This is a genomic window from Fulvivirga sp. AWR4_260, from assembly GCF_056158185.1.
Genome location: NZ_JBSWSU010000015.1, coordinates 1309966 through 1333910, shown reverse-complemented (window position 1 = coordinate 1333910; position 23945 = coordinate 1309966). Strand labels below are relative to the sequence as shown.

22 protein-coding genes are annotated in these 23945 nt (G+C 35.8%); 14 read left to right on the top strand and 8 right to left on the bottom strand.

The window, feature by feature from the left end:
- Positions 1-69: 69 nt before the first annotated feature.
- On the top strand, positions 70-777 hold the full coding sequence (locus ACXACQ_RS12255; protein ID WP_474976234.1) for an NUDIX hydrolase: 708 nt from the start codon (positions 70-72) through the stop codon (positions 775-777).
- On the opposite strand, the gene ACXACQ_RS12250 is transcribed toward ACXACQ_RS12255, so the two are convergent.
- Positions 749-1864 carry an ROK family protein gene (locus ACXACQ_RS12250; RefSeq protein WP_474976233.1) on the bottom strand — a complete coding sequence of 372 codons (1116 nt, stop codon included), beginning with the start codon at positions 1862-1864 and terminating at the stop codon, positions 749-751. The two genes, ACXACQ_RS12255 and ACXACQ_RS12250, sit on opposite strands and share 29 nt — an antisense overlap.
- 174 nt (positions 1865-2038) lie before the next feature.
- Between ACXACQ_RS12250 and ACXACQ_RS12245 the strand changes: the two genes are divergently transcribed.
- From ACXACQ_RS12245 to ACXACQ_RS12230, 4 genes are all read left to right on the top strand, one after another.
- Positions 2039-3070 carry a LacI family DNA-binding transcriptional regulator gene (locus ACXACQ_RS12245; protein WP_474976232.1) on the top strand — a complete coding sequence of 344 codons (1032 nt, stop codon included), beginning with the start codon at positions 2039-2041 and terminating at the stop codon, positions 3068-3070.
- A gap of 57 nt (positions 3071-3127) precedes the next feature.
- On the top strand, positions 3128-3859 hold the full coding sequence (locus tag ACXACQ_RS12240; protein ID WP_474976231.1) for a DUF4397 domain-containing protein: 732 nt from the start codon (positions 3128-3130) through the stop codon (positions 3857-3859).
- 450 nt (positions 3860-4309) lie between these two features.
- Positions 4310-4468, top strand: coding sequence for a hypothetical protein (locus tag ACXACQ_RS12235; protein ID WP_474976230.1), 159 nt, complete (start codon positions 4310-4312; stop codon positions 4466-4468).
- 142 nt (positions 4469-4610) lie between these two features.
- A complete protein-coding gene (locus ACXACQ_RS12230) occupies positions 4611-5930 on the top strand; it encodes a tetratricopeptide repeat protein (RefSeq protein ID WP_474976229.1) in 1320 nt (439 codons plus the stop codon).
- A gap of 128 nt (positions 5931-6058) precedes the next feature.
- Here ACXACQ_RS12230 and ACXACQ_RS12225 read toward each other — a convergent pair whose 3' ends face one another.
- The gene (locus ACXACQ_RS12225) at positions 6059-7675 is read right to left on the bottom strand and encodes a SulP family inorganic anion transporter (protein WP_474976228.1); all 1617 of its coding nucleotides are present in this window, start codon (positions 7673-7675) and stop codon (positions 6059-6061) included.
- Between the two features lie 253 nt (positions 7676-7928).
- Here ACXACQ_RS12225 and ACXACQ_RS12220 point away from each other — a divergent pair, with 253 nt between their 5' ends.
- Entirely contained in the window at positions 7929-8297 is a 369-nt protein-coding gene (locus tag ACXACQ_RS12220) for a hypothetical protein (RefSeq protein ID WP_474976227.1), read from the top strand.
- Positions 8298-8320: 23 nt separating this feature from the next.
- Here ACXACQ_RS12220 and ACXACQ_RS12215 read toward each other — a convergent pair whose 3' ends face one another.
- The 4 genes from ACXACQ_RS12215 to ACXACQ_RS12200 all read right to left on the bottom strand — a co-directional run bounded on the left by ACXACQ_RS12215 (position 8321) and on the right by ACXACQ_RS12200 (position 14893).
- Positions 8321-10339 (bottom strand): Cache 3/Cache 2 fusion domain-containing protein, encoded by a 2019-nt coding sequence (locus ACXACQ_RS12215; RefSeq protein WP_474976226.1) that lies wholly within the window; start codon positions 10337-10339, stop codon positions 8321-8323.
- A gap of 507 nt (positions 10340-10846) precedes the next feature.
- Positions 10847-12784, bottom strand: coding sequence for a carbohydrate-binding protein (locus ACXACQ_RS12210; RefSeq protein WP_474976225.1), 1938 nt, complete (start codon positions 12782-12784; stop codon positions 10847-10849).
- A gap of 184 nt (positions 12785-12968) precedes the next feature.
- The gene (gene bla / locus ACXACQ_RS12205; protein WP_474976224.1) at positions 12969-13712 is read right to left on the bottom strand and encodes a subclass B1 metallo-beta-lactamase; all 744 of its coding nucleotides are present in this window, start codon (positions 13710-13712) and stop codon (positions 12969-12971) included.
- Positions 13713-13828: 116 nt separating this feature from the next.
- Positions 13829-14893, bottom strand: a complete 1065-nt coding sequence (locus ACXACQ_RS12200) for an NADH:flavin oxidoreductase (protein WP_474976223.1) — start codon at positions 14891-14893, stop codon at positions 13829-13831.
- Positions 14894-15007: 114 nt separating this feature from the next.
- Between ACXACQ_RS12200 and ACXACQ_RS12195 the strand changes: the two genes are divergently transcribed.
- Together ACXACQ_RS12195 and ACXACQ_RS12190 are read left to right on the top strand one after the other, a co-directional pair.
- On the top strand, positions 15008-15358 hold the full coding sequence (locus tag ACXACQ_RS12195) for a winged helix-turn-helix transcriptional regulator (protein ID WP_474976222.1): 351 nt from the start codon (positions 15008-15010) through the stop codon (positions 15356-15358).
- A gap of 4 nt (positions 15359-15362) precedes the next feature.
- The gene (locus tag ACXACQ_RS12190; protein ID WP_474976221.1) at positions 15363-15731 is read left to right on the top strand and encodes a cupin domain-containing protein; all 369 of its coding nucleotides are present in this window, start codon (positions 15363-15365) and stop codon (positions 15729-15731) included.
- 172 nt (positions 15732-15903) lie between these two features.
- On the opposite strand, the gene ACXACQ_RS12185 is transcribed toward ACXACQ_RS12190, so the two are convergent.
- The gene (locus ACXACQ_RS12185) at positions 15904-16824 is read right to left on the bottom strand and encodes a tetratricopeptide repeat protein (protein ID WP_474976220.1); all 921 of its coding nucleotides are present in this window, start codon (positions 16822-16824) and stop codon (positions 15904-15906) included.
- A gap of 260 nt (positions 16825-17084) precedes the next feature.
- Here ACXACQ_RS12185 and ACXACQ_RS12180 point away from each other — a divergent pair, with 260 nt between their 5' ends.
- From ACXACQ_RS12180 to ACXACQ_RS12165, 4 genes are all read left to right on the top strand, one after another.
- Positions 17085-18149: a hypothetical protein gene (locus ACXACQ_RS12180; protein ID WP_474976219.1), complete on the top strand. Its 1065-nt coding sequence runs from the start codon at positions 17085-17087 to the stop codon at positions 18147-18149.
- Positions 18150-18157: 8 nt separating this feature from the next.
- The gene (locus ACXACQ_RS12175; RefSeq protein ID WP_474976218.1) at positions 18158-18607 is read left to right on the top strand and encodes a hypothetical protein; all 450 of its coding nucleotides are present in this window, start codon (positions 18158-18160) and stop codon (positions 18605-18607) included.
- Positions 18608-18832: 225 nt separating this feature from the next.
- A complete protein-coding gene (locus ACXACQ_RS12170) occupies positions 18833-19684 on the top strand; it encodes a helix-turn-helix domain-containing protein (RefSeq protein WP_474976217.1) in 852 nt (283 codons plus the stop codon).
- A gap of 511 nt (positions 19685-20195) precedes the next feature.
- The gene (locus ACXACQ_RS12165) at positions 20196-22511 is read left to right on the top strand and encodes an RICIN domain-containing protein (RefSeq protein ID WP_474976216.1); all 2316 of its coding nucleotides are present in this window, start codon (positions 20196-20198) and stop codon (positions 22509-22511) included.
- A gap of 312 nt (positions 22512-22823) precedes the next feature.
- Here ACXACQ_RS12165 and ACXACQ_RS12160 read toward each other — a convergent pair whose 3' ends face one another.
- Positions 22824-23006: a hypothetical protein gene (locus tag ACXACQ_RS12160; RefSeq protein WP_474976215.1), complete on the bottom strand. Its 183-nt coding sequence runs from the start codon at positions 23004-23006 to the stop codon at positions 22824-22826.
- A gap of 145 nt (positions 23007-23151) precedes the next feature.
- Between ACXACQ_RS12160 and ACXACQ_RS12155 the strand changes: the two genes are divergently transcribed.
- Both ACXACQ_RS12155 and ACXACQ_RS12150 read left to right on the top strand, forming a co-directional pair.
- On the top strand, positions 23152-23445 hold the full coding sequence (locus ACXACQ_RS12155; RefSeq protein WP_474976214.1) for a barstar family protein: 294 nt from the start codon (positions 23152-23154) through the stop codon (positions 23443-23445).
- Between the two features lie 6 nt (positions 23446-23451).
- Positions 23452-23853: a hypothetical protein gene (locus ACXACQ_RS12150; protein WP_474976213.1), complete on the top strand. Its 402-nt coding sequence runs from the start codon at positions 23452-23454 to the stop codon at positions 23851-23853.
- Positions 23854-23945: the final 92 nt, after the last annotated feature.

Below are 23945 nucleotides of genomic sequence, written 5' to 3'. Positions count from 1 at the left end.
AATATTTTTTTACCAGAAATTAACCTTTAAACGTATATAATACGCTTAAAATTAACAGCTTTTTAAATTATGTATCAAGCAGACCGCATGTGGGTTGCCATAGATTGCCTTGTATTTGGCTACGATATAAGGGATGAGAAACTAAAATTGTTATTATTTAAACGTAAAGTAGAGCCTTTTTCTGGTTCTTGGTCTCTAATAGGAGGACTTGTAAACTATAATGAAAACCTTTCTGACGCAGCTAAGCGAGTATTAAAAGATTTTACAGGTTTAGAAGATGTATACCTTGAGCTTCTTTCCACCTATGGCTCGGCACAAAGAGATCCTGGAGGCAGGGTAATTTCTATTCTTTACTGGAGTTTAATTAAACTCGATGATCTTAACGAAGAAGTGGTTGAAAACACAGGGGCAAAATGGTTTGAATTAACAAAACTACCTTCTACCGTTCTAGATCATAGTTCAATGATTGAACTGGGCATAAAAAATTTACAGGCAAGGGCAAAAACACACCCCTTGGGCTTTGAGCTTCTGCCAGAAAAATTTACGCTACCTCAATTACTAAAGCTTTATGAAGCCATATATCAGCAGAACTTAGACGATAGAAATTTCAGGAAGAAAATTTTATCTACAAAATTACTATTAAAGCTTGAAGCCAAAGATAAATCTTCTTCTCGCAAAGGCGCCTACCTTTATACTTTTGATAAAACTCAATACGAACAGCTGCTCAACAAAGGGTACCATATTGAATTTACATTGAAGCCATCTCCTCTTGATTAAGACGTTTTAAGGCCACAGCATAAGCTCCTAAGCTGATGGCCTTGCTCGTACCTAATTTAGATTTTGAAATTGCTATGCGTTTCTCAGGAGTGTACTGCACCGTTTTACTTGAAAAAGGTATTTGAACCTCTTTAATATCATATTCAAAAAATGCCTTGGCAGAATTCAGATTTTCTAAATCATAAACAGTAGAAGTAAGCCTATTGATTTTATCTCCTTTAAGGTTTTCAATAGTACCATTCATACATTCTACTATTTTGGGAGCCAGCAAAGGGTATGCACCTGAAATGCCTCCACCGATAACAATAATTCCATCTAATAAAGTAATAGCATTACTAAGAGCTTCTGCAATATTTTCGGCCATTACATTAAATGCTTTTACTGCTGCTTGCTGATCACCTTCTTTATTACCACTGGCAATCTCATATATTTCTTTCGGAGTAAAACCATCATTTTCACCCACTAGCTCAGCATACACTCGCTGTACCGCCCTGATGCTCACACTCTCTTCTACTATAATTTTTGTATTACTAAAATCACGCAAAAGCCATATCTCCCCTGCCGATGAATTATCTCCTTCGCATAATTCATTATTCATAACCATTCCGCCTCCAAAGCCCGTTCCTAGGGTAATGCCAAGAAGATTACGATAACGTTTTTTTACTCCTCTTTTCTCTAGTGTTTTATTAACCTCTGGCAACACCCCAGCCATGGCCTCTCCATAAGCAAACAAATCTCCATCATTACTAATGTATGTCGGTATCTGAAAATGCTCCTCTAACATTGGAGCTAGAGGAATGCCTCCTCTAAAAGCTGGTAGGTTAATCAAGTCACCTATAATACCTGATTTATAATCGGCTGGCCCAGGAAAAGCAAAACTTATAGCCGAAGGCTCTACACTTAAAAGGGAATTTACTTTTTCGAAACCTTGAATTATTGTCTTAAGGCAAAGGTCTAAATCGTGAGCATTAGAAGGTAACACAATACTACTAATTATCTCCTCACCATACTGTAATGCAGAAAAAACAAAGTTTGTACCTCCTGCATCAAGTGTCATTACTACACGATTGTCCTTATATAAATCCATGGTTATTAAAATGAAAAAATTGATGTAATCATTTAAAACATAAATATATTACTTCAATTCAAATTATAAAATCGATTTAGCCTAAATATTAATCAAAACAAAATTACTACAGCCTGTGATATATTAAGAAAATTGTGCTAAATCTTTTTATATTTGAATATATCCGATAACATTATGAAAGAAAAAATTTCCATTAATGACATTGCCACAAGGTTAAATATTTCTAAAACCACCGTTTCGTTTATACTGAATGGGAAGGCGAAGGAAAAGCGTATCAGCGATGCTTTAGTGAAGAAAGTACTCAAATTTGTTGATGAGGTAGGCTACCGCCCTAACCAGTTTGCTCAAAGTTTAAGAACTGGCAAAACAAAAATTTTAGGGTTAATGGTTGAAGATATTTCAAATCCATTTTTTGCGAGCATAGCAAGGAACATAGAAGAGAAAGCCTATGAAAACAACTATAAAATCATTTATTGTAGTACTGAAAATGATTCGGATCGTGCCAAAGAATTTCTCAACATGTTCTACAACCTTGGCGTTGATGGCTACATCTTAACCCCACCTCCAGGCCTTGTTGATGATATACAAACCTTAATAAACAGAGGTGAAAAAATAATCTTTTTAGATAGAACTTTGGAAGAAATAGAAGCAGAGTTCGTGATGGTAAACAATCAAGAAAGCACCTATAAGGGCACTTTACACCTCATAGAGCAAGGGTATACCAACATTGCATTCATTACTATTGAATCAGAACAAACACAAATGCAAGAAAGGCTAAGGGGCTATCAAAAGGCTTTATCGGAAAATAACTTAGAACAAAATGTATTTGAAGTACCATACAATCAAGTAGACAATAAATCAGTATTAGACATTAAAGGTTTTATTTCCAAAAACAAAGATTTAGACGCTATATTCTTTAGCGTTAACTACTTAGGTGTTAATGGACTAGAAGCAATATCTCAACTGAACTTAAAAATCCCTGAAGACCTCGCAGTCTTATCCTTTGATGACAACGATTTGTTCAGGGTAAGCAAGCCTTCTATATCATCCCTTGCTCAGCCCATAGAAAAAATAGCAGAAACTGTGATAACCGGCATTATTGATAAAATAAATGCTAAGGATGAAGAAGAAGTAAAGGATGGTATTTTCTTACCTACAGATTTAATAATAAGGGAGTCTACCACTAAAAAGATAAATGGAAAATAATTACAACTTTATCACGATTTCGTGAGTCTTGTAATTACAAAAACCAACCATTTTCACATGAATAAATACAACTACAAAAAGTTAAACTTCGCGTTTCTTTGCTCTCTGTTTTTATTAACCAGTATTAGTCTCACGTCTTGTTTGGATAATACTGATGATTCAGATTTCAATTATACTCCATCTGCAGCCATTGCATTATATAATGGCTCGGCCTACACTCCAACTTTAAATATTTTAGTTAATGGTGTAGCTCTTAATCAGCCTTTTAATTTTAGTGATTTTAGATCATACAGCTACGTTCAAGCTGGCAATAACTCTTTCAAATTTGTAGATTATAGCACTAGTGACTCCATCATAGGCTTGCCATCATATAATTTCAAAGAAGGTAAAACGTACTCAATTTTTGTAACATCATCAAATGATAGCACAGTAAGCCTAGTGACCACTACAGATGAAGGACTTGAAAATTTAGGTTATTCTGAAGCTGCTATCCGCTTCATCAACTTATGCCCTAGTTTTCCTCAACTTTCTTTGAGAATTAGAGATGAAAACGAAAGTTTATTTTCTTATAGAACCTATAAGAGTGTAAGCTCATTTATTAAAACAGAGGCATCTATAGCTACCTACGAATTATTCGACCCTACAGCGGAAGGCGATCAGGTTATAGCCAAATTAGAAAATATTAGATTAAATGAGGCAAGGTACTACACCATAATAGCAGAGGGCGTAATCAACCCTGATAATGAAGACATCCCTGAGATAAAATTATCGTATGAGCTCACTCAATAAAATTGAGCTAAACGTATCCCCACTACCTGATTTCGTTTGACACCAATAGCCGTATCACACATTTTAGTATGTGGGGAACGTAAAAGAAGAATAAAAGACCATAAAATCTTCTTTTTCTAAAAAGACTTTTATATATTCAACATAGTAAACCTTGCTAGAAGCAAAATCTTTTAAAGATTTAAAAAAGCAAAGTTATTATTTAAAATATTGATGTAAGGTTTTACTCATTTTTTAAACAAAAAGAAACAGAATATACACATTTACACTTTTTCCTTTCTACCATAGTCTTCCCATCAACAGCTTAATTACGCCACTTAATCACATAGAGCATCAAGGAGTTACATTTAAGTGCATTATATTACAGAAGTCATTTATATACTAAAAACCATTTTTATTCGTTCTAAATAATCCTTTACTTGGATGCATCTTTTACTAGAAAAACCAACGAATATGAAAAAAGTAATTTTAGCAATTGCACTTTTGGCTTCCGGAGCAATCTTTACAGCTTGTTCTGACGATTCTGAAGATATTAAGCCAAGACAATCAAGTCCTGATGTACAACTTACTGAAGGTACAAACAGCGATGGTGACCCTCCATCTAGAGACTAAGTTTATATAAACTTAATCAGAATTACCATCAGTTATGTAATAAAAAGTAGGATTACGTATTTTTCCTAGAGTTACTTTTAATAATTTTGTGAAAAGCAACTTTCTGAATTATGCGGAATAAAACTGCTTAACCTAAACTCTTATGAAATATATAGTAATTCTACCTTTATTATTTCTGTCTTTTTTTTTATCTGCCCACCCATCAGATAGTAGACAAGATGATAAAGTGTTTAACATGCCTGATGGCGAAGATAAATTAGAAGCGTTATACCTTAAAAGTAAAAATTCAGAATCACCTGAAGACGCACTATTTTATGTTTCTGCCCAAAGAGATCTAGCTCAAAAACTAGACAATCAACTCTACTTAGCAAAGGCCTACTCTCGTATAGGCCTGCTTCAAAAAAATAAAGGATATTTAGGTCAAGCAATCCTTAATTACAGAAAAGCGATAGACTTATTCATAAGACTCGAAGAGCCTCTACATTTGGCCGATAACCTTATGTATATAGGCAATATATATCTATCTGCCAAAGAGTACTCTAATGCGCTAAAACACTTCCACAAAGCACTAGAAATATATAAGCAATCTGGAGACCAAAAGCTTGAAGCTATGGCCTACAGAAACATAGCCTTCTCTTATGCCGAACTAAGAGATGATCAATTAGCCTTTGACAATTACAAGAAATCATTAGATATAGAAGTTAACTACAACAACAACTACGCCTTATATGACATCAACACCGGCTTAGGTGATTTATACAAGAAACGTGGGGAATATGAGTTGGCAAGAAACCATTTTTTGGCCTCTATTGACTTCGATGACCTCAAAAATGACCCATTAAAAAAGGGTATGGCTTATAATAACGTAGGTGAAACCTACTTAGAAGAAGGCAACTTCAGCGAAGCAGAGCAATGGTTTAATAAATCAATTGACATAAAAAAAACAGAAGAAAATAAAGACACCCGATCGTTAATCTACACTCTAAACAATATGGGGGTTTTAAAGTATAAGATGGGGCAATACGAATCAAGCATCAACAGCTTTGATAAGGCCATTAAATTAACGAAAGAGGGCATCATCTACCCTTTATCAGCCAAAAATGTTTTATATCTAGACAGCGCATTACAGGCTGCTAAGCCACACCTATCTAAAGAACAAGCATTTGACTATTACAACATTTACTCAAATGCCACTCGTTTTCAAGCTCAGCAAATAATCTTACTTTCAGACTTAAAAGCTCAGCTTGAAACCCTAATGAAACAGAACCTCATTAAGATTAATTTGGAAATACCCGAATTAAACAATCAGCTTACAGAGGCCAACCAAGAAAAGACTTACCGGGAAATAGCAGCTTATTTGCTTGCCTTCTCCCTTTTAGTAACGGCTTACTATCTTTACAAAAATGGAAGAAAAGTATATCTTACTAATAAACTTTTAGCCGAGGAATTAAATAATTCATAATTCAATCATACAATTTCTTAAGAGTTAGAAAAGGTTATCCCATTTGGGGTAACCTTTTTTATTAGTCTACATCAACAAAAAAGGAAGCCTCTGAAGACTTCCTTTGTGTATATGGTTTGGAGTATTATCTAAACAAACTTCTCTTCCATCTGATCTGTAACTACGTAATATCTAGGATCGTCTACTGAGGACTCTATAAGCTTATCGAACTCAGGATTATGCTTTAGCAACAAAGTCTTGCACTCAGGACTCAGGTGCAACAACTTCACACTTTTACCCACATTTAAATACTTTTCAGTAAGGTTCCAAACAGCCTCTATACCAGAATGATCACTTATTTTAGATTCAATAAAATCAATTACCACTTTATCAGGGTCATTTTTCACATCAAATTTAGCATTGAAATTTTGTACAGATCCAAAGAATAAAGGCCCCCAAATCTCATATACTTTAGAACCATCTTCTTTAACGCGCTTTCTCGCCCTAATCATAGTAGCATTTCTCCATGCAAAAACTAAAGCACTAATGATAATACCAGCTATTACTGCCACTGCTAAATCCTTCCATACAGTAATTACTGAGACAATAATTAAAACAATAGCATCAGCCAACGGAATCTTATGCAAGATTCTTAAACTACTCCACGCAAAAGTACCTATTACCACCATGAACATTACACCTACTAATGCTGCTATAGGTATCTGTTCTATTAAAGGGGCTCCAAACAGCACAAAGCACAATAAGGCAACTGCCGCCACCGTACCTGATAGCCTTCCTCTACCACCAGAATTAACATTTATAATAGACTGACCAATCATAGCACATCCGCCCATTCCACCAAACATACCATTGATGAAGTTAGCAGCTCCTTGCGCAAGACATTCTCTATTACCGCTACCTCTAGTTTCAGTTATTTCATCTACCAAGTTCAATGTCATCAATGACTCAATAAGACCTACTGCTGCTAAAAGAAAGGCAGTACTAATAACTGTACCCCAATGCCCTGATATGGTAGGCAAAATATCTAACAGCTGAAACTGAATAGTAGGCAATGCACCTTGAAGACCTGATCCTCCTCCCTGGCGAATAAACGACCCAACAGTATTAACATCTACCCCTCCAAAAATAGTAATGCACGCCACTACAATGATTGCTGTTAGCGCTGCCGGCACTTTTTTAGTTAACTTTGGCAATCCAAACATTATCCCCATAGTAACTGCCACTAATGCAATCATAATCCATAAATCAGCACCTTGAAGCCAAACCTTCTCCTCACCTACTGGCACCTTAAAAAGCTCCAACTGAGCCAAGAAAATCACTATTGCCAAACCATTCACAAAACCTAGCATCACAGGATGAGGTATCAACCTTACAAACTTACCTAGTTTAAAGATACCTGCAGACGCTTGAATGACACCTACGAATAGTAGTGTAATGAATAACCATTGTAACCCTAAATTTTCCACTGGGGCGGCAAGCTCCATGCCCACCTCATTACCCTTTCTTACCAAATCAACCATTACGATGGCCATAGCTCCGGTTGCTCCGGAAATCATACCCGGACGTCCACCAAATAAAGCAGTGATTAATCCCATCATGAAAGCTCCGTAAAGCCCCACTAATGGATCTACATGTGCTAAGAAAGAAAATGCTACTGCCTCTGGCACCAGAGCCAATGCAACAGTTAATCCTGAAAGGATATCATTTTTAGGGTTTACAGTAAAGTTACTGAACAGTTTAGTCATTTTTTTGCCTTTAAAAAAACTGCAAATATAAAGTTTTTTATTTCATACTAAAGTCTAAGCCCCTTTTTATATTAACCACTACATACTCACTCGCAGCATTTCCTATCATTAGTTAACATTCCACCACTTTTATTACATTCCTTTTATTGGAATAATAATCCACCTAAGAAATAGAAAACATACGATAAATAGCATTTAAACAATAGTAGGATGGTGGCATGCTAATTGAAAAATACTTTTTAAAGTAATTAGCATGTATTATATAAAAGCAAATCAGGAAAACAATTATTTATTCATTCAGGCTATAGACAGTAATGAAGATATTAATTTCAAAGATATAGTCTCCATATTACATTATGAAACTCAAAAATTATCTCAAGGCTTTACCATTATCAATGACATCTCAAGCTTAGATGTACTCAATCAATATGAAGCAGAAAGAGTGAAAGAAATTCAGGCCTGGCTATTTCAAATGGGGGCAGTAAAGACTATACGGGTAGTAGGTTCAATTTTTTCACAAGCCCAATTTAAAAAAGCTCAGCTACTAAGCAATGTTAAATATGATACAGTGGAAGTTAAAAACATTAATGAAGCTATGGCTCACATAAAAAAAAGCCGATAAAAATCGGCTTATTATATTTTCTATTAAAGAATTTCCTTCTCTCCCAATAAGGCTTCTAACTCGGCTATCCTCTCTTGATATTCTTTTTCTTTTCTCACCATACTTTCATTAGTAGCTTGCATCTCTTCGAGGTTCTGTCTAAGCTCCTCCTCCATAGCTGCAATAGCACTACCCTTTTCTTGGGTCTCAGCCAACAAGGTTTCTGTAGATTCTGTAATTTTTAAAGAAGCAATAGCTGCAGCCATACTTTGACAACTCTGCTGCAAAAACTCAATAAGATTATCTTCTAACTTTTTGAATGATGCTATCTCTATTACTCCGTAAATCTTCTCTCTATACACCATAGGAAGAATAATTATAAAAGTAGGGTTTGCACCACCCAAGCCCGATGTGATTCTTACAAAATCTTCCGGCACTTCTTTTAAAATGATCTGCTTTTTCTCAAAATAACACTGACCTATTAATCCTTGAGATGTAGGATCCTTCAAAGATATTTTACTTTCAATATGCTTTTGCCTATCCCAAGCAAAAGTAGCCATCAGATTCAGGTATTCATCTCCACCTTCATCATTATAAATAAATAACCCACCTTGATTAGCCTGCATATATCTAATAATTGCTGGCAACAATACATTACACATCTGAAGCACAGAATCCTGATTATTTCTAATCAACTCTGTAACTTTTTGTAAGCCTTCATTAACCCAAGCACGTTGATTTTCCTCAATAGAAGCTTTTCTCAAGCTTTCTTTCATACCTATTAATGCATTACCCAGTTCATCTTCCTCTCCCATAGACGAAAAATCAACATCAAACTTTTGATGACCTATAGCCTGAGCAAAGGTGGATATCTGATTTTGACTTTCAATCACCTGATTGAGTGAATCATTGATCAACCCAATTTCGTCTCGTCTCTTGAAACTATTGGCCTGCACTTTCTTTCTGTTAGCCAAATTATCAAGTTGCTCAGTAATAACTTTTAATGGAGCCAATTGCCTACCCGCAAAGTAAGATATCAAAACGAAAAGAGTAACAATGGTAAGCACAAAGCCTCCTCCAATAATATAACTCAATTCATTTAATGGATCATCAACTATAGCCTTTTTAGGCACTGCAATACCCAAAGTCATATTTAAAAAATCATGGTGCATAAAGAAATGCAACATGAGCTGATCCTCTTCACTGCCCCATTCACAAAAAATAGAACCAGCATCCATATTCTGCATTTGATTGATACAACTCACCTCACTTACATTTTGCCCCTCGGCATATGGATGTATTAAAAGTTTACCTTCTTTTGTTAGTAAATAAGGGTACCCGGAATCATAATATTGCTTTTTCTTGAACTTCTCTTTAAGGAAATTCATATCCTTTTCTTTGACCCCCACATACAATATACCTACTATTTGACCTTGATACTTGATAGGTTCATAAGCCGTAAGATACCAATCATCTACAACAAAGGCTCTCCCCCTATAAGTTTTACCATTTTCTATGGTCTGCACCACTGGAGATGAATTGGGAATGAAAGTACCGGTGGCCCTTTCTCCATTTAACTTGCGTACGTTAGTAGAAATTCTCAAGTAACCATCATCAATTTTTTGAAAAATGGTAGCCGTCTGCCCGGTGAGCTTTTGAATTTGATCTACAAGGGCGAAATGTTCTAACACAGGACTTCCTGCCACCTCCCACTGAGGAAGCTCCACACTTTTGGCTTCTTTACTCATCTGGTTGATAGCTGTATAATTCAGCGTAACAGAATCTATAATATTTAATGGCTCGCCACTCTCATAAAAAACACTATTGGCTACTTTCAGTGCAGAGTTGACCTGAATTTGCTTCTCTTTCAACTGTAAGTCTAACAGGTCAGTCATGTCCTGCAGATGATTACGCATCTCCTCTTCCCTATCGCCTACTATTCGATCTCTTTGTGTCTTATAAATCACAATAGCTAATGGCACTAACGTACCAATTAAAATAAGGGTGGTGAGAATAACAAAGCGCTGCTTTAACTTAAGTCTGTGATACCACTTGGATTTCATGTGAAAAAGGTTTCGAGTTTTACCTAAAAATTCAGGTCAGGTTGAAGTAGTTGTAGATTAATGAGGAAGAATAAATGTGAACAATTAATAATTTTATTTGATTATAAAATCATTAAACCCATAAACCATAGACACAATATAATAATTAATTAACTTACAATCAATTACTTAATACTATTTTTTCTTCAAAAGCTATATTATATGAATATATTGACTTTTTAAGAATAATTAAAACTTCATTAAAGTATTTATTATAGCCAATCAGCCACAAATATAGAAAATGAAATTAATAATTCGCAAAATTAAACCATGCGTTTAATAAGATATGTCCAAGATTTTGCCATTTAATCCTTATTTATTTAATAATTAGAAAGTTACGATTCACACCTCATAAATATATTAGTATAGTATTTATTTCATTAATATTAGCAACATAATCTTTCGTTTGACAATATAAAAAAAGCTCTTCCCAAATGGAAAGAGCTTTTCTTTAAAGTAAGTAACAAATTAATTTTTTATCAATTTCCCTGTTGTTGATACACCATCTACAATAAGACGATAAAAATAAAGTCCCTTTTCTACATTTTGCCCTTTTGAATCAGTTCCATCCCACACCAGATAATTATTATGCTCTGCCACCCCTTCACTTTCATAAAACTTCACTTCCTCTCCTTCGCTATTAAAAATTAGTAAACTCACATATTGACCTGTATTAGATACAGGAATTTTCACAGCATTAACAAAAGGGTTAGGGTAAACATATTTCATTAAATCCTTATTGCTAACATTATAGCTACGAGCCAAGTTACTATTCAACGACACGCTACTTCCTTGATACACAGCAAACCAGTTGAGATTAAAGTCTCCTGAAAGGGCTTTAATACCAAAACTTTGATTTCCGGCCTGCAACTCTACCGTATAATAAATAGTGGTCCAGTTTTGCCATGCTCCGGTAGAAGGAACTGCAATAGTTCCGTAAACAGAATCTCCACCTGCCTTCTCTAGCTGTATATTCCCTCCTCCTGCTTGACTTGCTACTCTAAATGCAATGGTATAAGTGCCACTAGCAGGTATATCAACAGCATTATAAGACATCCAATCACCAGCATCAATATACCCGACATTTAACCCACCTCCAACATCGGTTGTGGCCTGAGTTTCAACACCGCTCATATAAGCATAATCTTCAGCTTCAATTTTGGCAATTTCCACAGGAGCACCAATCCGTAAAAACTCTATGTAATTGAGATTAAACCCACCAGAAGGTACAGCCAATCCTAATTGTTGTTTTCCAGCCTTTAACTCTATTTCATTTGTAATGGTAGTCCAATTTTGCCATGCACCCGTTGAAGGAACTTCAACAGCACCATAGGCAACTCCACCACCGGCTTCCTCTAATCTAATGGTGCCACCACCACTTTCACTGGCCACCCTATATTTTACTTCATATTTTCCCGCAACAGCAACATCTACCCTGTATGTCATCCAGTCACCCGCATCTATATAACCTACACTTTGCCCACAATCACCATCAGTAGTATTTTCTTTTTGCACACCACTCATGTTATTATAATTTATAGCACATACTTTTCCGGGCAAAGCCATATAACTATCGTCTTGAGGAGTACCGCCACCTGCCGCCCAGAAAAGCCCATCAATGATGATGTTATTTTGAATGTCACTAGCAAAAGTGCTGGACTTGTCCGCATTGTTATTGCCATAATCGATATCATTATGCCCAAAATTCATGTACAGCATTTTATAGTTTTTATTAGTCCATACTATTGGATAATAACCACTATACCATGATTGATTAGGATCTGACCCCAGAGGAAAACTCACCGGATCTACAGAACAAAGAATTTGAATGTTTGAATTACTACGAAGGTCATTATTCCATCCGTACCATTCGCTAACCGCAGAAGTAAAAGTAGCAGGCAATTTTGAAGTAGCAGGATGATTTCTATTTTCAACCTTCAAAACAGCTGGAGTAGGCCCCCAAGTATTGGTTCTAAATGCACCAGTAGCTAAAAAGGTGTTATGATACCAACTCCATCCGTTGGGATTCGTATTGAAGGCAGACACATGAAAGCCTAACCAGCCCCCACCATTATCCATGTACCTTTGAAAAGCAGCCTTTTGAGATGCTCCTGAGGGCTTATCATCTAAGAAGATTACTACATCACAAGTTGATAAAAATGAGTCATTGAGATTACCCCAGTTGTTGGTAGCCTCAAATGTAAAACCATACTCCTGAGCTTTCTGAGGAAACCACCTTTTAGCCTCATTAACGAAGCTGATGTGAGCGACATCCCATGTGCCGGAATAAAAAGCTACCACTTTAAAGTTAGCATTCTGCGCAAAGGATGTTAATGAGGCAATTAACGATGCACAAAAAAACATAAGAAACAGTAATAATTTACTGCTGGGTTTAAGGTTGTTCATGATAAATATAATTTGGATTTAGTTAATTTTTGGTAAATCCAAATAACTGGTTCAGTTACATTTATCCAACCTGCAAATGTTCGTTTAGATTAGGGAAGTCCTATTTTTGTACTTTTACTTACCATAGAGCTGTATCAAGTCCTTTCAAAAGCAAGAAAAGGCATAGCACTCCATAAATCAGTTATTAATCCTTAGTTTGGAAGAGTTTTTTGGTGTAATCAAATAACTGCTTTCCTCCCACTGCTCCATGTCCAGGTACAACAACCAACACATCAGCATACCTTTCACTTACTGAATCTATAGTACGAGGCCACTCTTCGGTATTAGCATCCCCCAAGTAACCTTTATCAGCTCCATCACATTTCACCAGGCACCCTCCAAAAATCAAATGATCAGCAGGTACATAACCTATTATGTTATCATTAGTATGTCCTGCACCTTCAAAGCTTGCAAGCACCTTTAAGCCTCCTACAGAAAACTCCTTGCTGCCAGTAAACCCCTCCATTGGTTCAGTTACACTATCCGCCTTAGCTAGCTGTACCGTTAATTCGTTAGCATATGACTTTATACTAGCTTGATGAAACGCATCTAACCCACCAAGACAATCAGAATGAAAATGAGTAGGCACCACAGCGTTTATTTTTAAATGCAGGCTATCTTCAATCCAGCGAATTAATTCATCAGAAATCTCATTATTAACTGGTGTATCAAACACCATGGCCTCTCCATTATTTTCCACAATCAAACCATTACAAGCTACTTTACCAAACCCCTCAACAGTAAAATGAGAAACATGCAAATACGTATGTTTCGAAATTCTCTCTATATGTAGCGTTTCAGAATCATATCCAACAGTATTGGTATGACTGTTACAACCTAACAAAAGACCAATAGAAAGGATTAAAAAAGAGAATCTTATCATTACCATGAGTGTAAAGTTTAAACCTCAAAGATAGATTAAATTTATGGTTTAAGGGTAAAATAGAGAAGGCCCATCCCTTTTAAAGATGAGCCTTCAACTTTACATATTAACTATCTAAAGTCTTAATAATATACCGCTAAGCTAGAGCTATCGAAGTCTTGCAATTCACCAAGTCTCTCTTCTTTTACCTTCTTCACCCATTGTGGATCTTTTAATAATGCTCTACCTACAGCCACCAAATCAAAATCTCCTCTATCGTACATTTTTACTAAGTCACTTAAATTATTGGTAGAGTCAGATCCTTCTCCTGAAAAAGCTGCCATAAAATCACCTGAAAGCCCAACAGAACCAACAGTTATAGTTGGCTGCCCAGTTATCTTCTTAGCCCAGCCTGCAAAATTCATATCCGACTTTTCAAATTCAGGCTCCCAAAAACGCCTAGTAGAGCAATGGAAAATATCTACTCCGGCATCGGCAAGGGGTTGTAGCCACTGCTCCATCTCCTCTGGTGTATTCGCTAATCTTGCAGTGTATTCCTGCTGCTTCCATTGCGACAACCTTAAAATAATAGTGAAATCTTCACCAACAGCTGCTCTTACTGCTTTCACTACGTCAACAGCAAACTTGCTTCTTTCTTTTATAGTACTTCCACCATATTCATCAGTTCTTTTATTAGTCTCTGCCCAGAAAAACTGATCTATAAGATAGCCATGAGCTCCATGCAACTCCAATGCATCGAACCCTAGATTTTTTGCAGCTGTCGCAGCTTCAGCATATTGCTTTATAGTATCATGAATGTCTTCTAAAGACATGCTATCTGGGCCTTCTAACTTAATACCAAAGTCCTGACCTAAGTAGTTTACATTTCCAACATGCCAGATTTGAGGAGCCATAGCACCTCCTTTATCATGCACAGCATTGATTACCTTTTGCCATGCACCTAAGGCCTGATCTCCGTGAAAATCAGGTATATCGAAATGATTTTTAGAACCTATTCTATTGATTACCGTACCTTCAGATAAAATAAGTCCAACCTCCGCAGCAGCTCTTCTTTCATAATAAGCTACAACTTCATCAGTAGGAATTCCCTGAGGAGATTGTGTACGAGTCATGGGAGCCATTACAAACCTATTTTTTAGGTTCAGTTTTTTATAGCTAAATGGCTCAAATAAAGACGATAATGACATAAATGCGTAATTTAGTTTTAATTATACTCTATACTGGTTACGAGATGTAACTATCATTAGTTTTAATAAGTAACTAATATTATAAAATAGTAGTTACCTAAAAGTAACTGATCAATGATTAAGCACAAACTGATATCAAGCAACTGCCCGCTGTCTAGCGCCATGGCTACATTAGGATCTAAATGGAAACCTATCATCATCGCGGTGATTAGAGACAAAAATTTGAGATTTGGACAAATTGCGGCTGTTATCGATATTATTTCGCGTAAAGTTTTAACCGATCAATTAAGAGAACTTGAAATGGATGGACTGATAAAACGCGTAGAATTTAAAGAATTACCACCCAGAGTAGAGTATTCTTTAACCGAAAAAGGTCTCGATCTCCTACCAATACTCAAATTACTTGAAGAATGGGACAGAAAACATTCCGATATTGATTACCCTAACGATAAATCTTGTTTATAACATTATGCAACCTGTAGACATTTCAAAAAAATTCGATCAAATCACAGATTACTTCTCCCCTAAAGTAGTAGGTGAAGTAAATGATGTGTATGTAAAATTGGCTAAAATTAAAGGTGAAGACTTACCATGGCACAACCATAAAAACGAAGATGAGTTATTTTACGTGCTAGAGGGCGAACTGCTATTTGAAGAAGAAAACAAACCTCCATTTACTTTGAAGGCTGGGCAAATGTATGTGGTATCAAAAGGTGTGAACCATAGAGTATCTGCCAATGAAGAATGCAAAATCATGCTTATTGAAAATAAAAGCACTGCACATACCGGAGAGGTAAATTCTAATATAACTAAAAGCATTGACCAACAACTTTCATAAGTTAACAAATAGTCATGTTCCATTAAGCGGAAATATTCATTGACTATTTCTGGTTAATGTCAGAATCAACCTCAAAACATGGCTTAATCACCTCAATATAAAGATTTTTCAAACCAGAATATTTAAACTATATAAGAGGGAGCTACTAAAGTCTCCTCTTATATAATCAGTATCATAAACATTTATTTTTCACTCTTGCGATCGCTTCATCATAAGCTGATTTAGGATTATTTTCCTTAGCTTTATTATAATGATTTAGAGCCTTGTCACATTGCCCCTCTTTTTCGTAAATCCTACCAATGTTATAATAAGAATTAGCTTTTGTAATATGAGCATTTTTACCTGAAGCCGCCTCTATAGCCTGTTCATTTGCCCAAATAGCCTTTTCATTATTACCTAACTTAGCATATGAGAGGGCCAAATTACTATAGGCCTGCCCAAATTGACTATTCAACTCCACCGCCTTAGTAAAATTCAAAACGGCATCATCATAATAGCCATTATGATATGAAGTTTCTCCTTTCTTATTGAAAATATCGTCATACTTGGTCTTAATCTTATCAGTAACATACACATCATCAACACTACTATCCGCTGGTCTTACTAAAATATTACTCAACTCAAATTTCTCATACTCATATTCTCCTGCTAACTCATTATACTCTCCTGACAGCGAAACTATAGCTCCATTTGCAGAGGGTTTAACCACTAAATAATTAGCTCGACCTAAAATACCATTAAAATATGGGTGACAATGCTGACCAAAATGCTCAGTTTCAAAAACCATAACATCATCAACATAAACATTTAGTTGTATATACGATGATTCGCAGGCATTTCTCCCCCCTTCAAAGGCTGGGAAATAAGCCTCAACTTTCACCTTTTTTCCTGCTACATCATATTCATCTGTAAATTCACCATTCTCCACCCTAAAATATTCATTTGTCAATGGCTTATTGTCATTCCAAAAAATTTTCGAAGCCACCACCAACTGATCATTACTAGCACTACTCTTTAAATAAATATTAGGAATATCGGCTTTCAGCACCGAAACCGATAGAAAAACAAGCAACAAGACATGTAAAAATCTCATAAACAGCATATTACAAAAAGAATTAATTTTAATTTGACTAATGTGGTTTGAACACAAATCATTAACCTTCGAAAATTACAAAAAAACAAATATATCTGCCCCTAGCAATTCCGCAGGCCATAAAAACAAAATGATTAATTAAATTTAATATTTAAATTATTATAACATGTTTACATAAAATGGAAAATTGTTATTTATTTCAGTTACTTTTATAAAAAATATCGCATTAAGTGATAATACAAACCTTAAAATTTTTTGAAATGAAAAGATTTATAATCTTAGTGGCTATTTTTTTAGCATTTGGGGTGAATGTAAGGTCTCAAAATTTGGACCGAGAAAAAACAAAAGTGACATACACTCAACTTCCTTTAACACCACTACCCGAAGACATTGCCGGCTACCATGTAGAAATTAACAGAAGTTACATTTACGCAGGAGACAATGTATCTGAGGTAGAAAATAAGCTAAAAGCTGCATCAAAAATTCCTCACTTAAAACAAACAATGTCCAATGGTATTAAATTAAAAGTACGCCTAGAGTCCTATTACAAAAGCGAAGTAAAATACCTTACTGCGGTTCACACAGAAAAAAGAGATGACAAAGAAGTAAGTGTTACTTACTATTACTTGACCTTTGAATACAAATATCCGCTTTACTATGAAATTTACTTACCAGATGAGTTTGATGCTCTTCACCAAGAATTCGTGAACGGATCTCAAAGCATGCAATATTATAAAAGCAATGAGTTTAGATCAGAATCAGACTTAAACAAATGGTGGAATGACAACTACAAAACTGTACAAGCAAAACTAAGGCGAACCTTATTGAATAATCACACGGGAGCACTAAAGGCTCGTTTAACCTCTTTGTATTCTTACGGAACCTCAAATTTGTACACTACATTTTATACGGTGAAAAAATTTAAGTCCTACGATTACGATGACCTAACAAATGCATGGCTAAAAGCTAAAGAAGCTCAGTCTCTTGTAGCTGCTACCGACATTATATTCTCTGATGATTTTAATAACACTATGAGCGAGGCTATCGACATTTGGTTTAAGGCTTTAGAGGAAAGTGATTTAGACGCAAAAAAAACAAGAGTAAACAAAAAGGTAACAGAAGCCATATACAACAATATTTATTTAGCCTATACCATGATGTCAGAATTTGACAAAGCAGATGGTATAAGAACCGAAGCAGAGCAAAAAATCAAAAAGAATGCAATTGATTATGCATCAAAAAGCTTTTACGATGGCAGAACAAAACGCTTTGAGGCTAACGCAGGAAATATACCCGCTTCTAAAACTTTATTAACATCTAATTAATTAAAAACATGAAATACATTTACTTACTGACACTTACATTATTTCTATACTCTTGCTCTGATGAAGAGAACTTGCCTACTAACGTCATTGAAAGTTCTGATGGATTAATTATTGACCTAGAGTGGAATACGGGAAGCTCGAGCCAACAAGCCACAGCAGATGCAGACATTGACCTCTATCTATATTTAGGCGATGATTTAGTGGCTAGCTCTGAACATTTCACCACTTTTGAAAGCTTAGCACTGGAGAATCATTTTAAGGATGGTACTTATTACATAGAAGTAGAATACATAGAGGCTTCTGGTGGTAATGTAGACTACACTTTATATTTAGCTGGGCAAAACAATAGTAATCTAAAAACTTACTCTAGCGTATTTTACCCAAGCGATGAGGGACTTAATGTAAGGTATCTAAAAATAGAAAAGGTGGATAACCAATACACCATCACTGACCTATAAATGATATGAATTTAAAAGGCGGCTAAACGGTCGCCTTTTAACATTATTCTTTATTAAGAAACTTACCAATTGCCCTCCCCCTATCTATTAGCCCATCATCAGGTTTCGCACAATCATTAATACGACAATGCTATGGACAGCAGACAAGCACCTCACTGCACCAAAAGCACAAAGCGCAATTAATTACCAATAAAGATCATTTTATTTGTATAATTTTACCTTCGCATGATTATAGAAAATTTACACCAGCCTTATTCAATAGAATACACAACCATTAACAAGGGAGAAGAATCAGCTCACCAGCACAGCTTCTTCGAATTAGTCTATGTGATTTCAGGTACCGGAATTCAATGCATAAATAATAGCCAGTTTTCCTATCATGAAAACCATATGTTTTTAATCACACCTGAAGACTGCCACTCCTTTCATATTGAGTCTGACACTACATTCTTCTTTTTACGGTTTAACGACATATACATAAGCAATGAGGCTATAACTGACAGCAATGTGCAAAAGTTAGAATACATTCTACAAAACGCTAATCATAAACCTGGCTGCATACTGTGCAATTTGGAAGACAAGCAAATTGTAAAACCGATAATAGAGGCTATAATAAGAGAGTACAAAAACAAAGAGGTGTATAACCAAGAATTGGTTATACAATATATTAATACGCTTATTCTCATAGTGGCGAGAAATATTACTCGCAGAATACAATTGGCCATACCAGAACAACATGAAGAAAGAGCTTCGCAAATTCTACAATACATTCAAACCAATATTTACTACCCTGAAAAACTAAAAGCCCAGCACGTAAGCGAAATATTTAGTGTATCAACAAACTACCTAGGCAAATATTTCAAAAACCAAACTGGCAGTACCATGCAAGCCTATATTTCCAAATACAAATTAAACCTTATTGAACACAGGTTAATGAATAGCACTAAAAGAATAAAGGAAATTATGCATGAATTTGGTTTTACTGATGAAAGTCACCTCAACAAGTTCTTCAAAAGATACCATCAAGTAAGTCCAAGACAATTCAGAAAGGAAAAGCTGCACACAAAAGAAGTTTAGCAGATGTAAAATTCAACTATCGAAATAATTTTTTAGTACAATAAAACTTACATAAAAACTAGCCTTTTCAATTAGGTGGCGTAACTGTGTAATGCCTACATATTTAACGCAAGCAAACGCAATGAATCAATTCAAAGCGAAAAAACCCTGAAAACGAAAGCTCAGACATATTTCATTGGTTCCTCAATAGACTCCATACAATCTATCTTCATATTATAACTAGCAGCACACACTATTAGTTATGCCATTTTAAGCTCAATTATTCAGCTTTAACTGCATAATTATTTTTATATAATTTAATGTTATTCAATTCAACTTATCCAGTTATTTTCTTTTCTACTAAATACCTCACATCCCTAAGCACATTATTAGAGTAAATATCAAGCATTTAGCCCCTCTCAACTGCCAAAATTTAATATAGAAAATTTCCATAACCGTTATAATTACGCTTAATTCACAGTTGAATTAAGTGCTCTATATAGAAGCACATTATTTACCTAAACCTATATTTATGAAACATGTAAAAAGCGGAAGAATTCAGCAGCTTGCCGCACACACAAGCAAGGGATCAGCACGCCTTGCGAAATGCATTTTACTATTAAGTTTATTAGTAATTCCATTTATTACACCACAAGTAATAGCACAGTCTTGGGGCAATGAATACATTGTAAACAACGCGCCCGGCCAGACAGAATATGGCCGAATGCTACGATTAACAGATGGCACCTGGCTAGCAGTAACAACCTTTTATGATGGAGCTCAGCCCGGATTAGATTTACAGATAGCCAAAAGCAGTGATAATGGAAGGACTTGGACTAATATTTCAATGATTTCTGAAGCAGGAAGAGAAGTTGACAATGGACAAATGCAACTTATGCCTGATGGCAGTATTTTATTATCGTGCAGATCTGTAGTATGGGGTACTTCATTTAAACTACCTGTGTACAAAAGCACCGACAATGGAACTACATGGCATTACCTAAGCACCATTGACACCAGTGAAGGACCTGCCGGCACTATGGGTGGCGTAGGTGTTTATGAACCTCATTTCAATATTTTGGATGATGGCCGCTTAGCAGTGATGTATGCTAATGAAAAACACGTGAGAGAAAACCCAAGCATGAGTCAAGTAATTTCAGAGAAAATCAGCTCGGACGGAGGACTAAGCTGGGGCCCTGAAATATACGTAGCCTGGGAGCCTTCCGTACCGGGAGCAAGACCCGGCATGCCAGTATGGACAAAAATGCTTAATGGCAAATGGATAGTAGCCTATGAAGTATGTGGCACTAACAACTGTAACATTTTTATTAAAACTTCTAACGATGGTGTCAATTGGGCTATTGGCCTAGGACAAGAGATTCCAGATCAAAGTGGCGCCCCTTATATCTTAAGCACCACATCAGGAAGACTTTACCTAAGCTCTAACAATGGCAATGTTTCATTAAGTGATAATTATGGCGCCACTTGGAGAGTAAACTCAAGACCTTTCGGAGCCGTAACGTGGCCAGCCTTTAGATGGACTGCTCTTTATGAAACTGGTAAGTTAGAAATAGCAGCCATGGCTTCTATCGATAGAGGAAGCAACAATGGCAGCAATGTAAAACTTAAGTTTGGAGGTATTTTTGGAGGCCCTGGAAGCAGCCAAATTGTATCTGGTGGTATTTATAAATTAGTACATAAAGGAACCAACCAGTGCCTAGATGTTGATGCTAACTCAGGAGAAAGCGGTGCTAATGTACAGCAATGGACAGACAATAATGCTACCGCACAAAGGTGGAAAATCACACTGCAGCCAGATGGCTACTACAAGTTAAATCACCTAGGTACTAATCAGGTTTTGGATGTAGATGCAGGAGGTACTCAGCCCGGAACTAATGTTCAACAATGGGAAGATCTTAACGGAGATGCTCAAAGATGGGCTATTATTCCAACCAGTGGAGGATTCTTTAAGTTAGTGAACAAAGGAACACACAATTGTCTTGATGTTGCCAACAATGATGCTACTGCAGGCACTAACGTAGCCATTTGGACTGACAATGGGTCAGATGCTCAACAATGGAAACTTGAGTTAATGGAAATGCCAATAGTATCTGGTGGTATTTACAAAGTAACACACAAAGGAACTAACCAAGTTCTGGATGTAAACCAAGGTAGCACTGAGCCAGGCGCGAACGTTGCTCAATGGTTCGATATCGGTGGTGATGCCCAAAAATGGGTAATTACTGCGCAAGAAGGAGGCTCATTTAAACTTAATCACCTAAACACCAACCAAGTGCTTGATGTAAATCAAGGTGTAGCAGAGCCTGGTGCAAATGTACAGCAATGGACTGACCTTGGTGGAGACGCCCAAAGATGGATGTTAGATTATATGGGTGATGGTTACTTTAAAATTGTACACAGAAATACGAATCAAGTATTAGATGTAGACCAAGGAAGTAGCGCCCCTGGAGCTAATGTACAACAATGGACTGACCTTGGCGGTGATGCTCAAAGATGGAAGTTAGACCTTGTACCAGGATCTCCTGGCACAGGAGCAAGACTGGCAGCTAAAGCAACTGAATTAGCTACAGAAGAAAGCCACAGCATTGAAGTATACCCTAACCCTTTTGAAGACAAAATATCTATCAAAATAGGTAAATCACAAGAAGGAGAGCAAATAAACGTACAAATGTATAACTCACAAGGTAAACTTATTAGCGAAACCTTAAGCAGTACTAACGGTACAAAAACTATCGATATTGACAGCAACATTCAAAAAGCAGGTATTTACTTCATAAAAGTAACTTCTGCTACACGCAACGAGACTATAAAAGTAATTAAGAAGTAATTATTAGTAAGAAAGCATTACCTGTAACAGGTAATGCTTTCTTACTTAGAAGTTGAAAGTGAATACAATTACAATTCCCCAAAAAACATCACAAATCAACATATTACAATTAAAAAGTATTTAAACCTCATTCTTTCCTACAACTTTGCGAAGTATTTGCTAACGTTTCAAAAATACTATAATCATCAGACTAGCAAATTGAATCCAATACTATAGGCAAATCCTCAAAACCAGCGGGCTTAATAGAGAATATAATATCACCAATCTTACACAAAACTTATGAATTCGATACTAGACCTTTAATGGATAGTACTAAGAAATCATTTCAATGAAGCCTAGATCCTGCGATACATCACACACACACACCCCTAATGTAAATGTAGTGTATAAGGAAGTGGAATAATCTTTAATAATTACAAGCTTAAGCAGCACCACGGAGAAGTGAATATTATACGTATAATATCCGGATAATATACCGCTAATTAAATCACTCATTTGCAGTAAAATATAGTTTTAACAGTTTTAAATTTACCTAACATGATGATATATTAACATTTTTAATTAACTTAATATTATTATAGGTATATAAGGGACATAAATGTTCGGTTATACGGATGTTGTGTGTAATTTGAGAAACGAAATGCAAAGATTCAGAATAAAGGGTAAGAGACTAAAGAATTGGAAGACATTCCACTCTGAATTTAAAAGAGAAATGAGTTTCCCAGATTACTATGGAGAAAATATGAATGCTTGGATTGACTGTGTTGACGAACTTTCTGATAGACCAACTCTTTTGGAAATTGACAACGGAAAATACCTAAAAGAAAATGCACCTGAATTATTGAACGCAATTTTGGAATGTGGAGCTTTCGTTAATTACAGAAAAATAGAAGCTGGAGAAAAACCAAATTTGATAATTTCCACTGACAGCTAAAGAAAAATGGAAGAGCACAAATCATATATAGAGCGACTGCAACATCCTCACGATTTTGAAGTGGAATATAGAATTTTAACTGAAATGGAAGGAGGAAGAAAAACTCTACCTTACCAAGGCATACGTTGGGATTTGTGGTACGAGCATAAAGAACACGATAAAGACCATCTTTTTATGATATGGCCTGAATTCATAGATAAAAATGGAAAGGTAATTACGCAGATAGAGAAACCTGTTCAAAGTGAGGGAAAAGCAAAAATGTGGATTATTAACGACAAAATGCGAAAATATCATCAGGACAAAATAAAAGTTGGAATGAAATGTCACGCACGTGAGGGTGCAAGAACAGTTGCTAATTATGAAGTAACCGAAATTGTAGGATTAATTACCAATCCGACATCTGAATAAAATAAAAACTACACACAACAATGGCTATAAGTAATTGCTTGTTCTCGCCTACTTCTGAAAATCCTCGCGGATTTTCAGTTTGGTGTGTATTT

What these genes read in the sequence shown, in the direction of transcription:
- ACXACQ_RS12160 (WP_474976215.1), bottom strand. Translation starts at nt 23,006, where the DNA reads ATGAGTGATTTAATTAGCGGTATATTATCCGGATATTATACGTATAAT.
- ACXACQ_RS12210 (WP_474976225.1), bottom strand. Translation starts at nt 12,784, where the DNA reads ATGAACAACCTTAAACCCAGCAGTAAATTATTACTGTTTCTTATGTTT.
- ACXACQ_RS12225 (WP_474976228.1), bottom strand. Translation starts at nt 7,675, where the DNA reads ATGACTAAACTGTTCAGTAACTTTACTGTAAACCCTAAAAATGATATC.
- ACXACQ_RS12230 (WP_474976229.1), top strand. Translation starts at nt 4,611, where the DNA reads ATGAAATATATAGTAATTCTACCTTTATTATTTCTGTCTTTTTTTTTA.
- ACXACQ_RS12155 (WP_474976214.1), top strand. Translation starts at nt 23,152, where the DNA reads ATGCAAAGATTCAGAATAAAGGGTAAGAGACTAAAGAATTGGAAGACA.
- ACXACQ_RS12180 (WP_474976219.1), top strand. Translation starts at nt 17,085, where the DNA reads ATGAAAAGATTTATAATCTTAGTGGCTATTTTTTTAGCATTTGGGGTG.
- ACXACQ_RS12255 (WP_474976234.1), top strand. Translation starts at nt 70, where the DNA reads ATGTATCAAGCAGACCGCATGTGGGTTGCCATAGATTGCCTTGTATTT.
- ACXACQ_RS12250 (WP_474976233.1), bottom strand. Translation starts at nt 1,864, where the DNA reads ATGGATTTATATAAGGACAATCGTGTAGTAATGACACTTGATGCAGGA.
- ACXACQ_RS12170 (WP_474976217.1), top strand. Translation starts at nt 18,833, where the DNA reads ATGATTATAGAAAATTTACACCAGCCTTATTCAATAGAATACACAACC.
- ACXACQ_RS12150 (WP_474976213.1), top strand. Translation starts at nt 23,452, where the DNA reads ATGGAAGAGCACAAATCATATATAGAGCGACTGCAACATCCTCACGAT.
- ACXACQ_RS12215 (WP_474976226.1), bottom strand. Translation starts at nt 10,339, where the DNA reads ATGAAATCCAAGTGGTATCACAGACTTAAGTTAAAGCAGCGCTTTGTT.
- ACXACQ_RS12175 (WP_474976218.1), top strand. Translation starts at nt 18,158, where the DNA reads ATGAAATACATTTACTTACTGACACTTACATTATTTCTATACTCTTGC.
- bla (WP_474976224.1), bottom strand. Translation starts at nt 13,712, where the DNA reads ATGGTAATGATAAGATTCTCTTTTTTAATCCTTTCTATTGGTCTTTTG.
- ACXACQ_RS12190 (WP_474976221.1), top strand. Translation starts at nt 15,363, where the DNA reads ATGCAACCTGTAGACATTTCAAAAAAATTCGATCAAATCACAGATTAC.
- ACXACQ_RS12200 (WP_474976223.1), bottom strand. Translation starts at nt 14,893, where the DNA reads ATGTCATTATCGTCTTTATTTGAGCCATTTAGCTATAAAAAACTGAAC.
- ACXACQ_RS12235 (WP_474976230.1), top strand. Translation starts at nt 4,310, where the DNA reads ATGAAAAAAGTAATTTTAGCAATTGCACTTTTGGCTTCCGGAGCAATC.
- ACXACQ_RS12245 (WP_474976232.1), top strand. Translation starts at nt 2,039, where the DNA reads ATGAAAGAAAAAATTTCCATTAATGACATTGCCACAAGGTTAAATATT.
- ACXACQ_RS12195 (WP_474976222.1), top strand. Translation starts at nt 15,008, where the DNA reads ATGATTAAGCACAAACTGATATCAAGCAACTGCCCGCTGTCTAGCGCC.
- ACXACQ_RS12185 (WP_474976220.1), bottom strand. Translation starts at nt 16,824, where the DNA reads ATGAGATTTTTACATGTCTTGTTGCTTGTTTTTCTATCGGTTTCGGTG.
- ACXACQ_RS12240 (WP_474976231.1), top strand. Translation starts at nt 3,128, where the DNA reads ATGAATAAATACAACTACAAAAAGTTAAACTTCGCGTTTCTTTGCTCT.
- ACXACQ_RS12220 (WP_474976227.1), top strand. Translation starts at nt 7,929, where the DNA reads ATGTATTATATAAAAGCAAATCAGGAAAACAATTATTTATTCATTCAG.
- ACXACQ_RS12165 (WP_474976216.1), top strand. Translation starts at nt 20,196, where the DNA reads ATGAAACATGTAAAAAGCGGAAGAATTCAGCAGCTTGCCGCACACACA.